Annotated in this window: 8 protein-coding genes and 1 pseudogene; 6 read left to right on the top strand and 3 right to left on the bottom strand. The window is 72.4% G+C overall.

Annotation, left to right across the window (positions count from 1 at the left end; genetic code table 11):
* Nucleotides 1-113 precede the first annotated feature (113 nt).
* The 5 genes from FE633_RS42050 (at nucleotide 114) to FE633_RS42030 (ending at nucleotide 8590) form a co-directional block, all read left to right on the top strand.
* Nucleotides 114-4409, top strand: a complete 4296-nt coding sequence (locus tag FE633_RS42050; RefSeq protein ID WP_138050444.1) for a glycoside hydrolase family 38 N-terminal domain-containing protein — start codon at nucleotides 114-116, stop codon at nucleotides 4407-4409.
* A complete protein-coding gene (locus tag FE633_RS42045; RefSeq protein WP_138050443.1) occupies nucleotides 4406-5065 on the top strand; it encodes a peptidyl-prolyl cis-trans isomerase in 660 nt (219 codons plus the stop codon). The genes FE633_RS42050 and FE633_RS42045 overlap by 4 nt, the downstream gene beginning before the upstream one ends.
* 206 nt (nucleotides 5066-5271) lie before the next feature.
* The gene (locus tag FE633_RS42040) at nucleotides 5272-6648 is read left to right on the top strand and encodes an extracellular solute-binding protein (RefSeq protein WP_138050442.1); all 1377 of its coding nucleotides are present in this window, start codon (nucleotides 5272-5274) and stop codon (nucleotides 6646-6648) included.
* A gap of 2 nt (nucleotides 6649-6650) precedes the next feature.
* Nucleotides 6651-7670, top strand: a complete 1020-nt coding sequence (locus FE633_RS42035) for a carbohydrate ABC transporter permease (protein ID WP_138050441.1) — start codon at nucleotides 6651-6653, stop codon at nucleotides 7668-7670.
* Complete coding sequence (locus FE633_RS42030) at nucleotides 7667-8590, top strand: carbohydrate ABC transporter permease (RefSeq protein WP_138050440.1); 924 nt, start codon at nucleotides 7667-7669, stop codon at nucleotides 8588-8590. Before FE633_RS42035 ends, FE633_RS42030 begins: the two co-directional genes overlap by 4 nt.
* Here the strand turns inward: FE633_RS42030 and FE633_RS42025 are convergent.
* Together FE633_RS42025 and FE633_RS42020 are read right to left on the bottom strand one after the other, a co-directional pair.
* Complete coding sequence (locus tag FE633_RS42025; RefSeq protein WP_138050439.1) at nucleotides 8554-10917, bottom strand: glycoside hydrolase family 3 N-terminal domain-containing protein; 2364 nt, start codon at nucleotides 10915-10917, stop codon at nucleotides 8554-8556. The two genes, FE633_RS42030 and FE633_RS42025, sit on opposite strands and share 37 nt — an antisense overlap.
* A gap of 66 nt (nucleotides 10918-10983) precedes the next feature.
* Nucleotides 10984-12030 carry an N-acetylglucosamine kinase gene (locus FE633_RS42020; RefSeq protein WP_138050438.1) on the bottom strand — a complete coding sequence of 349 codons (1047 nt, stop codon included), beginning with the start codon at nucleotides 12028-12030 and terminating at the stop codon, nucleotides 10984-10986.
* 112 nt (nucleotides 12031-12142) lie between these two features.
* Between FE633_RS42020 and FE633_RS42015 the strand changes: the two genes are divergently transcribed.
* Nucleotides 12143-13420 (top strand): glycoside hydrolase 5 family protein, encoded by a 1278-nt coding sequence (locus tag FE633_RS42015; RefSeq protein WP_138050437.1) that lies wholly within the window; start codon nucleotides 12143-12145, stop codon nucleotides 13418-13420.
* Between the two features lie 28 nt (nucleotides 13421-13448).
* On the opposite strand, the pseudogene FE633_RS42010 reads toward FE633_RS42015, so the two are convergent.
* Nucleotides 13449-13931, bottom strand: a pseudogene (locus tag FE633_RS42010) (sugar hydrolase); the annotation flags it as partial.

The raw sequence follows: 13931 nt of genomic DNA, 5'->3' as shown, positions 1-13931 counted from the left end.
GCGATCACTGTGGCGATCTGCATGGATGAACCACCGGAATAGCAAACGCATGGTTGTTTGAACCATCCCGGCGGTGTCAGGATGAGGCTCAGCCGAACCCTCGTAGGAGACCCATGCGTGTCACCGCAGTCGAGTCGACCGAGCTTTTCGTCGGTAACCCCGAGCAGCCGCACCAGGTGCTGGTCGCCGAGATCGGCCATGAGCCCGGCCGTACGGTCAGCCTCAGCGCCGCGGGACCGGGCGTGCGCAGCGCGGAGGAAGTGCTCGCCACGGTCGGCGACGACGGCACCGTCCGCGCCGAGATACCCATGGCCGGCGACCTCGCCTCCGGGGCCCGCTGCCCGGTGACCGTGACCGCGCGGGACGCCGGCGATCCGACGCGATCCGCCGAGCGGACCGGTGAGTTCGTCGCCGCCGAACCGGGCTGGACCATGTTCATGGTCAGCCACTTCCACTACGACCCCGTCTGGTGGAACACGCAGGGCGCGTACACCGAGACCTGGGACGTCGCCGACGACCCGGCGACGAGCGGCCTGCCGGCCCGCGCCTTCGACTCACGCGGCCAGTCCGGCATGAGCCTGGTGCGCGCCCACTGCGATCTGGCGCGCCGCGACCCCGCGTACACCTTCGTGCTCGCGGAGGTCGACTACCTCAAGCCGTACTGGGACGCCTTTCCCGAGGAGCGGGCCTTCCTGCGCGAGCTGATCCGCACCGGCCGCGTCGAGATCATGGGCGGCACCTACAACGAGCCCAACACCAACCTGACCGGCGCCGAAGCGACCGTACGCAACGCCCTGTACGGAGACGGCTTCCAGCGGGCGATCCTAGGGGCCTCGCCCGAAACCGCCTGGCAGTTGGACGCGTTCGGGCACGACCCGCAGTTCCCGGGGCTCATGGCCGACGCGGGCCTCTCCTCCAGCTCGTGGGCGCGCGGGCCCTACCACCAGTGGGGACCCACCCTCTCCGTGTTCGGCGAGGAGCCGCGGGATCCGAACAGGATGCAGTTCCCCGCCGAGTTCAGCTGGATCGCCCCGTCCGGGCGCGGCCTGCTGACCGCCTACATGGTCAACCACTACGGCGCCGGCTGGGCCATCGACAACGCGCCCACCCTCCCCGAGGCCGAGCGGGCCGCGTACAAGCTGTTCAAGGGACTCAAGCAGGTCGCGCTCACCCGCAATGTGCTGCTCCCGGTCGGCGGGGACTACGCGCCGCCCTGCCGCTGGGTCATGGACATCCACCGGGACTGGAACGCCCGCTACGTCTGGCCACGGTTCATCAGCGCCGTACCGCGCGACTTCTTCACCGCCGTGCGGGCGCAGTTGGACGCCGAGGGGCGCAAGGCCTCGCCGCAGACGCGGGACATGAACCCGGTCTACACCGGCAAGGACGTCTCGTACATCGACACCAAGCAGGCCCAGCGGTACGGCGAGACGCTGCTCGCCGACGCCGAGGCCTGGGCGACGCTCGCCTCCCTCGTCACGGGACGGCCGTATCCGGACGCCGCGCTCGACAAGGCGTGGCGGCAGCTCGTCTACGGCGCCCACCACGACGCGATCACCGGCTCCGAGTCCGACCAGGTCTACATCGATCTGCTCACCGGCTGGCGGGAGTTGTACGACCTCGCCGAGACCGTGCACGCCGACGCCACCCAGGCCCTCACCGACCACGTCACCCCGCTGCCCGGCGGCACCCCCGACCTCGTCGTCCTCAACTCCTCGACCTGGTCGCGACGGGACGTGGTCACCATCGAGGACCGGGGACTCCTCCCGCTCGACGACAGCACCGGCCTTCCCCTCCCCGCCGTGCACGACGAGGACGGCCGGCTCCGCGTCGTCGTACCGGACGTGCCCGGGCTCGGCCTCAAAACCCTGCCCCTGGCCGAGGGTTCGGTGTCCGGGTGGACGCCGCGCGGCGACGGCACGACCATCCGCAACGAGTTCTACGAGGTGACCGTCGACCCGGCGCGCGGCGGCGCCGTCAGCAGCCTGCGCGCCCGCGCGGACGGCGGACGCGAACTGCTGCGTCCCGGCGACGTCGGCAACGAACTCGTCGTCCAGGAGGAGTACCCGAGGCATCCGCGCTTCGGCGAGGGGCCCTGGCACCTGACCCCGACCGGCACCACCGTCGCCCGAAGCCGCGACGTGCCGGCCGAGGTGACGGTGGAGCGCTCGGGGGGCAGTTCCCGCATCACGGTCACCGCCGATCTCGGCCTGTTCCGGTACACCCAGCGGCTGTGCCTGTGGGAGGGCGTCGACCGGCTGGACGCGACGACCACGATCGACGGGTACGACGGTGCCGACCGGCTCATCCGGGTGCGGTGGCCGTCCTCCGTCCAGGGCGGGTTGCCGGTGCACGAGGTGGCCGACGCGGTCATCGGGCGCGGGTTCGGATTCGTGGAGGTGGACAGCGAACGGTTCCCGTGGACGCTGGACAACCCCGCCAACACCTGGTTCGGGCTCGGGTCCACCGCGCGGGTGGCCGTCCACGACGACTCCGGCGCGCTCCTCGGGCACCGGTCCATCGGGGTCGCCGAACTCGTGTACGCGGACTGGGACGACGCCGGCGAGCTGGGCACCCCGCTCGCGGCGGCCCTCGTGCGCGCCGGGGTCACGGCGACCTCGACCATCGCCGGGGGGCCGCGCTACGGCGACCTCGAAGTCGACTCCAATCTCCCCGACATCCGCATCGCCGTCGGCTCGCCCGAGCGCAACTCCCTGGTCGCCGAGGCCCTCGGCTGGGACCCCGCGGCCGGACGGGAGCTCAGGCGGCAGCTGGCCGAGCGGGGCGTGGCGGCAGTGTGGGTCGCGCCGCGGGCCGGGCTGCGGGAGGAGTGGGTGCCCGGCGCCGACCTGCGCGACCTCGAACGCCTCCCCCTGCTCGTCGTCGCCGGCGGCGGGCCCGAGGACGACGCCAAGGCGGTCGACGCGCTGATCGCCGACCTCGACGACGCGACCGTCACGGCCACGGCGGCGGGCGGCGGCGAGGCACTGCCGCCGGGCGACGCCTGGGACGGGCGGAGCTTCGCCGTCCTCAACCGGGGCACGCCCGGCTGTGTGGTCACCGCCTCCGGCGACCTCTACATGTCCCTGATGCGCTCCTGCACCGGCTGGCCGTCCGGCATCTGGATCGACCCACCGCGCCGCACCGCACCGGACGGCTCGGCGTTCCAGCTCCAGCGCTGGTCGCACACCTTCGAGTACGCCGTCGTCGCGGGCGAGGGCGACTGGCGGGAGCTGCGACTGCCCGCGCGTGGACACGAGTTCAACCACCCGCTCACCACACGGCTGCGGACCACCTGCGAAGCCGCGCTGCTGCCGAGGACCACCACCCTGCTGGGCCTGGAGCCCGCCGGCGAGGTGCTCCTCGACGCCCTCAAGCCGGCCGGCTCCCCGCTCGCCCGGGGCAGCGCGGCCCCCGCCGACCCGGCGCGCGGAGTCGTCGTACGGATGCACGAGGTGAACGGACGGCCGGTGCGGGCGCGCGTCCACGGACCGCGCGTACGCGGACCGCGGGCGTGGACCGCGGGCGCCCGCGCCGACGTCCTGGAGACTCCCGGGGAGCCACTCGCCCCGGTCGAGGACGGCGGCCTCGAAACCGACCTGACCGGCTTCGAGGTCGCCACCGTCCTGGCCACACCGAACCGTCCGGCAACGACGTCCACCGGCCCCGGCGTCGCCGCCCACGAGCCCGCCCGGCCCGTCCACACGCGCTACTGGCTGCACAACTCCGGCCCCGCGCCGCGCGGCAACATGCCGGTGGCGGTGTACGTCTCGCCCACCGCGCTCACCGCTTCCGGACCCGTCACCGCGACCGTCCGGGTCGCCTCGGAACTCACCGACGCCCCAGTCTCGGGCACCGTCGCCCTGCGGGTGCCGCCCGGCTGGTCCGCCGAGCCCGCCGAACTGCCGTACGCGCTGGACCCCGGCGGCTTCACGCTCGCCCAGGTCACCGTGGCGCCCGCCCCCGACGCCGTACCCGGCCGTCACTGGCTCGCCGCACGGCTGTCGTACGGCGGTCAGACGTACGAGGACGTCGTGGCCCTCGACGTGCCGGGCACCGCTGTGGAGGGTGAGCCGGACGGGCGCACCGGCCCAACGCTGGTGTCCGAACTGGGAGTTGAGCGGCTCAGCATCCGCAGGGGTGAGCGAGGCCGGGTTCCGGTGACCGTGCGCAACACCACGCGCGACCCGGTCAACGGCACCCTGTGGGCCGTGTCCTCCTGGGGCACCTGGCCGGGGGTGGGTCCTGGCTGCCAGGGCTTCACCGTGCCGCCCGGCCAACTGCTGGAGTGCGCGATCGAGGTGGACGGCGGTGCGATGCCGCCGGGCTCGTACTGGCTGATGGCGAAGATCGCCTGGCACGGCCGGGTCGCCTACACGGAGGCCGTCGCATTGGAGGTGACGCTGTGAAGGACCACGCTCCCCGCCCTCCCCACGCTCCCCGCGGGACGGCCGCTCTGGTGAACGGTGCGGCCCTCGCCGAGGAACGGGTGAACGCGCTGCTGGAGGTCGTCCCGCCGCGCGACCGCGCAACGCGCCCCGATGCCTTCGCCCGCGCCGAGCGGCAGCGGCGGCGGTGGGCGACGCAGGTGGTGGTCACGGACGAACTCGCCCGCCGGGCCTGCGCGGAGCGGGGGCTGAAGGTCCCTGAAGAGGTGTCCCCGTCCCAGGTGCTCGCCGTGGCCGAGGCCGACGTGGCCGATCTCGGCAGCATCGTCGCGGCCGCGCTCGCCCACTCCCCGGCCGCGCGCGTCCTGCTCGTCGCGCTGGAGGCCGAGCAGACCGCCCCCGAGGAGGCGGTGCGGGACTACTACGACCGCAACCAGGATCTTTTCCTCACCCCGGAGGCGCTGCGGCGCGGTGTCGACCCCTTCCGCGGGGCGGCGCCGGAGGACTTCCTGCCGTACGAACAGATCCGCGAGGACATCGCGCGCGAACTGCGGCGGACCGCGGGCCGGCGGGCGTTCTTCGACTGGCTGGACCAGGCCCGCGCCGGAGTGGTGTACGCCGTCGGTCACGAGCACCCCGGCGACCCCTCCCACCCGGACCACGAGCACCGGCACTGATCAGCCGGCGGATCTCACGTCCGCAGACTCACGCACGCGGCTTACGTACGCGGCTCACGTACGCGGACGACATACACGAGTCGCGTACGGAACCGAAACGCAACACGGCAACCCATTGACCTCCGATGAATTCTGGTCCACCTTTTCATCAACCGGACTCCAAGTTGGTGATTTGAACCAGCAGCCGCTGGTCCCAGGAGGGCAGCATGCGCGCAAGAAGACTCACCAGATCCCTGACGTGTCTCGTTGTCGTGTCGTTGACGGCCGCGGGCTGCGGTCTGTCGGGCGGCGGCAGCTCCGGCGACGGGGAGGCCGCCGTCGGCAACTGCAAGGTCGACAAGGGCAACGTCGGCTCCGGCAAGCTCTCCGGCGACATCAAGGGCAAGATCACCTTCCAGACCACCAACCTGAAGAAAGACTTCGGCGGGTTCTTCAACGGAGTCATCAAGGCGTTCGAGAAGGCCAACCCCGGCGCCAAGGTCAAGTGGATCGACGACCCCGGCGACGCGACGTTCACCCAGCGGAACGTCGCCGACGCCCAGGGCTGCACCCTGCCGGACGTGATCAACCTCAACGCCGAGACCGCGACGGCCCTCACCAAGCACGGCTACCTGCTCAACCTGGGCGCAAAGGACCCCTCCTCCGCCAAGCCCTTCGTCCCGGCGTTCTGGAAGTCCAGCACCATGAAGGACGCCAAGGGCGCGTCCGTGCACACCGTGTTCCCGTGGTACACCGGCGGCGTCCTGCTGACCTACAACACCAGCATGCTGAAGAAGGCCGGGATCGACCCCGCGAATCCGCCGAAGACCATCTTCGGACTGTTCGCCGACTACGAGAAGGTCGCCAAATCGGCCAAGGGCAAGTACTACGCGACGATGGCCAACCCGATCTGGCGTATACCGGCCGACTGGGACCAGATGGACATCAAGACGCTGTCCGCCGACGGCAAGTCCGCCACCTTCGCCGATGATCCGAGGACCACCCAGTGGGTCGAATGGATGGCGAAGCTGTACAAGCAAGGCGCCATGCCGAAGGACTCGCTGTCCTCCAGCAACGACCCCTCCACGCCGTACAGCCAGGGCCAGGTCGCGTACGGCTCGACGAACCCGAGCTTCGTGCGCTTCGTGAAGCAGAACAGCCCGTCGGTCTACGACAAGACCGGCGTCGGCCAGCAGCCCTTCGACGCGCTCGGCCACACCACCGGTGCCCCGCAGTACATCTCGGTCGCCTCGACCAGCAAGAACGCCCCCACGGCGCTCGCGTTCGCCAAGTTCCTCACCAACGCCGAGAACCAGACGGCCTGGTGCAAGGACCCGAACGTCGTGATCTTCCCGACGACCACGGAATCGCTGGACGACCCGTTCTTCCAGAACGCCACCGGTGACGACCCGTTCGCGCAGGCCCGCAAGCTCGTCGCCGAGCAGCTCAAGACCGCCACCGCCTACCAGACCGTCATCTCCCCGGCGGTGCAGAAGGCCATCGTGTCCCAGGTGCAGCTGGCCATGCAGGGCAAGAAGAGCCCCGAGCAGGCGGTGAAGGACGCCCAGGAGAAGGCGAACGAACTGCTGAAGCAGGGCGGCTGAACGTGGTGACCGACACCGCGAAGCCGGTGTCCGTGCCCGGTACGGAGCGCACAGCCTCCGTGCCGGGCACGGCCCCGTCCCGCATACGCCGACTGGGCCGGGCCGTCAGGCCCGGCCCCGCTCCCGGCGCCAACGGCGCGGCGCTGTACCGCCGCTGGTGGCAGCCCTGGCTGTGGGCCGCGCCCGCCATCATCTGCGCGGCGGTCTTCGGCGTGTTCCCGTTCCTCAACACGCTCCTGCTGTCGTTCACCGACGCCAAGCCGCTCGGCGGCGCCGCGAGCTTCGTCGGGTGGTCCAACTACACGCGGATGCTGGACGACTCCGACTTCTGGCTGGCGACCCGCAACAGCCTGCTGTACGCGCTGATCGTGGTGCCACTGATGGTGCTGCTGCCGCTGCTGCTCGCCGTCCTGGTGGAGAAGAACCTGCCCGGCATCGGCTTCTTCCGGTCGGCCTTCTACACACCGGTCCTCGCGTCCAGCGTGGTCGTGGGTCTGAGCTGGCAGTGGCTGCTGGCCGACGAAGGGCTGATCAACACCTCGCTGGAGAAGGCCCATCTGATCAAGGACGCCATCCCGTTCCTGTCCGACTCGTGGCTGATCCTGTTCTCCGCGATGGGCCTGACGCTGTGGAAGGGACTCGGCTGGTACATGATCTTCTACCTGGCCGCGCTGGGGAACGTGCCCAGGGAACTGCACGAAGCGGCGGCCATGGACGGCGCCGGTGCGGTCCGGCGCTTCTGGCACATCACCGTGCCGGGTGTGCGACAGGCGATGATGCTGGTCGGCACGCTCACCGGCATCGGCTCGCTGCGGGTGTTCACCGAGATCTACATGCTCGGCAGCTCCACCGGAGGCCCCGGCGGCGCCGACCGCACCCTGCCCTTCTACATCCGCGACGTCGGCCTGGATCCCCTGACCGGCAACGCCGGTTACGGGTCCGCGGTCAGTGTGGCGCTCTTCCTGCTGACGCTGGGGCTGACCCTGCTGGCGCAGCGCCTGACGAAGGAGGACGAGTCATGACGAGCCTCACCACCGCCGAGGCACCCCGGAAGGCGCCCCGGACCACCGGGACTCGTCGCCCGCGCCGGCCGCGCCTCCCCCGCTGGCGTGACTACGGCCGCCCCCGGGAACTGATCGTCCGCTACCTGCTGCTGCTCTTCGTGCTCGGCATCACCGTCGGGCCGCTGATCTGGCAGTTCCTCGCGTCGCTGAAGGGCACCGGCGAGGACGTCTTCGGGGCGACCGCCACACTGCTGCCGCACGACCCGACCCTGCGGGCCTACCGGGCGGTCTTCGAGCAGGTGCCGGTGGCCACGTACATCTGGAACAGCATGATCGTGGTCCTCCTGTCCGTCACCAGCCAGCTGCTGTTCTCCACCACGGCCGGCTACATGCTCTCCAAGCCCGCCTGGAAGGGCCGCAAGGCCGTCTGGATCCTGCTGGCCGCGTCCATGATGTTCCCCTTCGAATCGATCATGGTGTCGCTGTTCCTGAGCATCCGCGACCTCGGCCTGGTCGACAGCCTGGTGGGCGTGTGGCTGCCCGGGTTCGTCGGTGCCATCAACGTCCTGCTGATGCGCGGCGCGTTCCTGGCGGTGCCGCGCGAGATCGAGGACTCGGCGATGATCGACGGCGCGGGCGAGTGGCAGCGCTTCCGGCACCTCTATCTGCCGTCCGCGTGGGGCGCGATCATGGTGGTCGTCATCAACACCTTCATCGCCGCCTGGGACGACTTCCTCTGGCCGCTGATCGTGCTGCGCTCGGAGAGCAGCATGACGCTGACACTGGGTCTTTCCCGGCTGCAGAGCTCGTCGTTCGGCTACGACCAGCGGGTGGTCATGGCCGGGTCGGTGATCTCCATCGTCCCGGTGCTGGTGCTGTTCTTCATCACGCAGCGGTGGTTCTACAAGGGGGTCTCGGCGGGGGCCGTGAAGCTCTGACGGTCCGTCACCAGCGTCAGAGGGACGGCGGTCAGTGCGGCCCGCGACGACTCGGCGACGCGTATCTCCAGCGTGCCGGGCAGCACGGCCGTCTCCAGGTCGGCGCCGACCTGGGCGAGTTGGCCGGCGCCGAGGGGGAAGGTGATCGTCCGCCGCTCGCCCGGCGCGAGGTCGACGCCCTGGAAGGCCCGCAGTTCGAGGGTGCGCGGCCACACCGGGGTCAGCAGGCGACGGATGTAGAGCTGGGCGACCGTACGGCCGTGGCGTTGCCCGGTGTTGGTGATGTCGACCTCGACGGCGTGCTGGGCGAGGCGCGGCGGGCCGTAGGAGAAAGTCGTGTACGTCAGCCCGTGCCCGAAGGAGTAGAGCGGCTCGGCGCTGTCGTCGACGTACGACCCGTACTCGGTGTCCTTGTGGTTGTAGTGGACGGGCAGTTGGCCCGCCGAGCGCGGGACGGAGACGGGGAGCCGCCCGCCCGGTTCCGCGTACCCGAGCAGTACCTCGGCGATCGCGTCCCCGCCCCAGGGGCCGGGGTACCAGGCGGTGAGCAGCGCGGCCGCGTGGTCGGCCGCCTCGGGGACGGCGTGCGGGCGGCCCTGGACCAGGACGACCACGGTGGGAGTGCCGGTGGCGGTGACGGCGTCCAACAGCGCGTGCTGGGCCCTGCCGAGCCGCAGTCCGGCGAGGTCCGCACCCTCGCCGCAGGTCATCTCGGAGACGGCCGTGCGCGCGGCTCCGTTGGCGTCGAAGTCCGTGTCCGGGGTACGGGCGCTGCTGCCGCCCAGGACGAGGACGGCCAGGTCGGCGGCGCTCGCCGCGGCGACGGCCTCGGGGATGTCGGCGAGGTCGTCCCCGGAGAGGGCGCAGCCGCGGGCGTGGCGGACGGCGAGACCGGGCGGGGCGAGGCGGCGCAGTCCGTCGAGGACGCCGGCCCCGGTGCCGGGGCGCTGGGGGGCGGTGTAGTCGCCGAGTTGGTGGGCGGTGGTGGCGGCGTGCGGGCCCAGCACGGCGATGCGGGACACCGCGGGCCGTACGGGCAGCACGTCGCCGTCGTCGTGGAGGAGGGTGACGGCGCCGCGGGCGAGGGCGGTGCTCAGGACGCGCCCGCGGGCGGGTGAGGGCGTCGGTGCCGAACGATCGGCGGTGTACGGCCGTTCGAAGAGCCCGAGGCGGAACTTCAGACTCAGGACGCGGGCGACGGCGGCGTCGAGGGCGTCCTCGCCGACGAACCCCCGCTCGACCGCCTCCTCCAGGTGCGTGAAGCCCTCGTCCCACAGGCTCAGGTCGACGCCCGCGTTCAGTGCGAGCGCGCCGGCGGAGACCTTGTCGCCGGTGATCCTGGCCAGCCGGTCCACGGCCAGGCCGTCCGCCATGACCAGTCCCTGGAAGCCCCAGCGCTCGCGGAGCAGCCCGTGCAGCAGGGCGCGGTTGCCGCAGCAGGGCATCCCGTCGACCTCGTTGTACGCGGCCATCACGGCGGCGGCTCCGGCGCGGATTCCGGCGCGGGCGGCCGGGAGGTGGATCTCGTGCAGCTCCCGGAGCCCCAGTTCCGACTCGGCGGAGTTGCGGCCCCCGACCGTGGCGCCCTGCCCCGCGAAGTGCTTGAGCACGACAGGGGCCTTGTCGTCGGCGAAGAGGCCGTCCCGGGCCTCGCCTGCTTCTCCCTGCATGCCGCGGACGAGAGCCTCCGTGAGCCGGGCGGCCAGGTACGGGTCCTCTCCGAAGCACTCCTCGGTGCGGCCCCAGCGCGGATCACGTGCGATGTCCAGCGCGGAGACCAGGGCCACATGGCCGCCGCGGGCGCGCAGTTCGGCGGCCGCGTGGGCGGCGGCGAGCTCGTACAGATCGGGGTCCCAGGTGGCGCCGACGGCCAGGTTGACGGGGAGGACCGTGGCGTCGAGGGCCATGTGGCCGTGCGGGACCTCCTCGACGAACAGGGCCGGTATGCCGAGGCGGCTCGACGCGACGGCATGACGCTGCACCAGATCGGCGAGGGCGGCGCCGTGGGCCGTACCGGGCCCGGTGGCGTGGTCGACTCCGGACCAGGCGTCGGCGCGGAAGAGTCCGTACAGGGCACCGAGTCCCGCGAAGCGCTCGGTCTCCGCGCGCAGGGCCTCGGTGAGCTCGAAGTCGCCGCCGGGGGTGCGGCGGTAGGCGTCCCAGCCGTACATGCGCTGGTTCAGCTGGCCGGCCTTCTCGCGCGGGGTCATCCGGGAGAGGAGGTCGCGGACGCGAGCGTCCACGGGTGCGCGGGGGTCCCGGTAGAGCGGGGTGCTGGTCCCTGGTGGCTGCTCGGCCAGGGGGGCCGCGTGGTCCGGAGTCGGCATGCGGCCGGTCCCTTCGTCCGTGATGGTTGTGCCGTACGGGCGTGTGGTCCCGTACGTGCGTGCGGTTCAGGTGGCGCCGAGGCGGGCGAGGGCCACGGCTCCCCGGCAGCCGTCCGCCACCCAGTCGAGCGTCAGGCCGAGGATCTGGAGCCGGCTGGTCAGAGGTGCCGTCAGGGGGCCGTCGGGGCCGAGCAGGCCACCGGTGGCGACGATCCGCTCGCCGGGGCGGGGTGCCAACGCGCGGACGGCCTCGATGAGTTGGTCCGCCGCTTGGTCGAGGATCGCCCCGGCGACGGCGTCCTTGCGCCCGGCCGCCTCGACCACCAGGGGCGCGAGCCGGGCGAGCCGGATCGGTGGCTGGGCCATCACGGCGGGCAGCAGGTGCATGCGGTAGGCCTCGCGCCGGTGCCGGGTCCATTCCCGCGGGACGGCGCCTTCCTCCGCGTACGGCAGGACGTCGGCTTCGCCCGGCAGCTCCTCGGCCTCGTGCGGCAGTACCTCCTCCGGCAGCCCCAGCGCACGCCCGACCGACGCGGCCAGCACCGTGGGGTCGCCGCGCCCGTCGGCCATGCGCAGCGCGGCCCGCACCGCGCTGCGGCCGATCCAGAAGCCGCTGCCGTCGTCACCGAGGAGCCAGCCGTCGCCGTCCACGGTGGCGGCGCAGCGGCGGCCGGAGATGCGGGCGGCCACCGCGCCCGTGCCCGCCACCAGGGCGAGGCCGTCGGCGGGGGCGCCGGGGGCGGAGGCGAACGCGGCCTCGATGTCGCTGCTGATCCCCACCGACTCCGCCGGGATGCGCAGGTCGCGCAGCGCGGCGGTGAGGGCGGCCAGCGCGTTGAGGCGCCCGGGCTCGTCCGGGGAGGCTCCCGTGGCGCCCGCGAAACCGCCGGCCACGGCCACGACCCTGCCGCGCGCCCCCTCGGGCACCGCTTGGCCGACGGCCTCGGCGAGGTGCTCGGTGAGCTGCGGCACGGGGACGGTCAGAGCGTTGCCGGGCCCCGCCAGGCCCTCGCCGAGCGGGCGCCCGTCCACGGCGGTCGCCAGGACAGCGCGGGTGCGGGTGCCGCCCGCGTCGAGACCGACCACAAGGTCCTGGTTCAATTCATTGCTCATCGGCGACCATGGTGGTTGATACATTCGCCGAGGACAAGCCCTGATCGCCCGCCGGGGCGCCTTCACGCACAGCCTTCACGCACAGTCTTCGCGTACAGCCGCGCACTCCCCCATCGAGGAGGACCCCATCAGAACTCCCCCCGCGCCCGCACCGCCTCTCCGGTTCGGAGTCAACTACACCCCTCGCCGCGGCTGGTTCCACTCCTGGCACGACTTCGACCCGGGGCACGCCCGCGAGGACCTGGCGCAGATAGCCGGGCTGGGTCTCGACCACGTCCGGGTCTTCCACCTCTGGCCGCTCCTGCAGCCCAACCGCACGCTCATCCGCCCGGCCGCCGTCGACCAGCTGGTGCGGCTGGTCGATCTGGCGGCCGAGGCCGGCCTCGATGTCCTCGTGGACGGCGTGCAGGGTCATCTCTCCAGCTTCGACTTCTACCCGGAGTGGACCAGGAGCTGGCACCACCGCAACGTCTTCACCGACCCCGACGCCATCGAGGCGCAGGCCGAACTGCTGCGCGTTCTGGGCCGCGCCCTCGCCGACCGGCCGCACCTCATCGGGCTCCAGCTCGGCAACGAGCTCAACAACATGGTCGAACACAACCCGGTGACGGCCGAGCAGGTCGACCACTACCTCGACACCCTCCTCGCCGCCGCCCGGGACGGCCTCTCCGGCGCCTCGCCCGGCCACCCCCACCTGGTCACGCACTCGGCGTACGACGCCGCCTGGTACGGCGACGACCACCCGTTCACCCCCGAGGCCTCCGCCCGCAAGGGCGACCTGACCACGGTCCACCCGTGGGTGTTCTCCGGCGACTGCGCACGCCGCTACGGTCCCCGTTCCCCGCAGGTGCTGCATCTCGCCGAGTACGGGGTGGAGATCGCCAAGGCGTACGCCGACGACCCGGCGCGGCCGGTCTGGGTCCAGGAGACCGGAGCGCCCGAACCGCACATCCCCGCGGCCGACGCCCCGGAGTTCGCGAGCGCGACCGTGCGGAACGCGGCCGGGTGCGCGGGACTGTGGGGCGTGACCTGGTGGTGCTCCCACGACGTCGACCGGTCCCTGGCCGACTTCCCCGAACTCGAGTACACCCTGGGCCTGTTCGACTCCACGGGCCACACGAAGCCCATCGCCACGGCCCTCGCCGACACCGTCTCCGAGCTGCGCGCCGTGCCCCTTTCCGTGCCGCCGCGCGACACCGCCCTGGTCCTCGACTGCACGCCCGGCACGCGGTCGGTGTCCGGGCCGGGCGGCGCGTACTTCGAGGCGTGGATGAGGCTGCGCACCGAGGGCGTCCGGCCGGCGGTGGTCCTGGCCGCGCGGGCGGACGACGGGGGGTACCTGGCGGCGCGGGGGATCAGGGAGGTGGTTCGGGTGGGTGACGGAAGGTAGGGGAGGCGGAGGGCGATGAGCCCACTCGTCACCCACCCACCAGCACTTCCGCCACCGCCCGCAGGTTCACGCGCCCCCGCCCGTACGAGCTGAGCACACCGTCCGCGTCACCGGCCTCCGGCAACCCCGTGGAGACCCGTACCGCATCCGGCCGCCCGGCCAGAAGCGCGTCGCGCAGCTCGGCCTGCCAGGGGTACAGCTCCGCATCGTGCACGGCGACCACCAGCGCGGAACCCTCGGCGCGGCGCAGGATCCCGGCGACGAAGCCCGCCGGGTCCGCCGGAGCCTCGGTGAGCGCCGTTCCCGTGGCCGTGGGATCGATGGCGAGCACCTCGGTCAGCAGGTCCTCGCCGCCCCAGTTGAGCGCCGGGTGCGGCGGCGGGAACAGGTCGACGACATGGGCGCCCCGCACGGGCCAGGGCGCGGGCGCCGGGGCGGTCCGGCCGCGGACCGCCCTGCGAGCGGCCTCCAGCCCGGTCTCGGCGTCCCACCCGGCGACCGCGCCCGGGGT

Origin of the sequence: Streptomyces montanus, from assembly GCF_005786655.1 — a bacterium.
Taxonomy (GTDB): Bacteria; Actinomycetota; Actinomycetes; order Streptomycetales; family Streptomycetaceae; genus Streptomyces; species Streptomyces sporangiiformans.
Note: the sequence above shows the minus strand (reverse complement) of the source record. Positions and strands in the feature narration are given on the sequence as shown.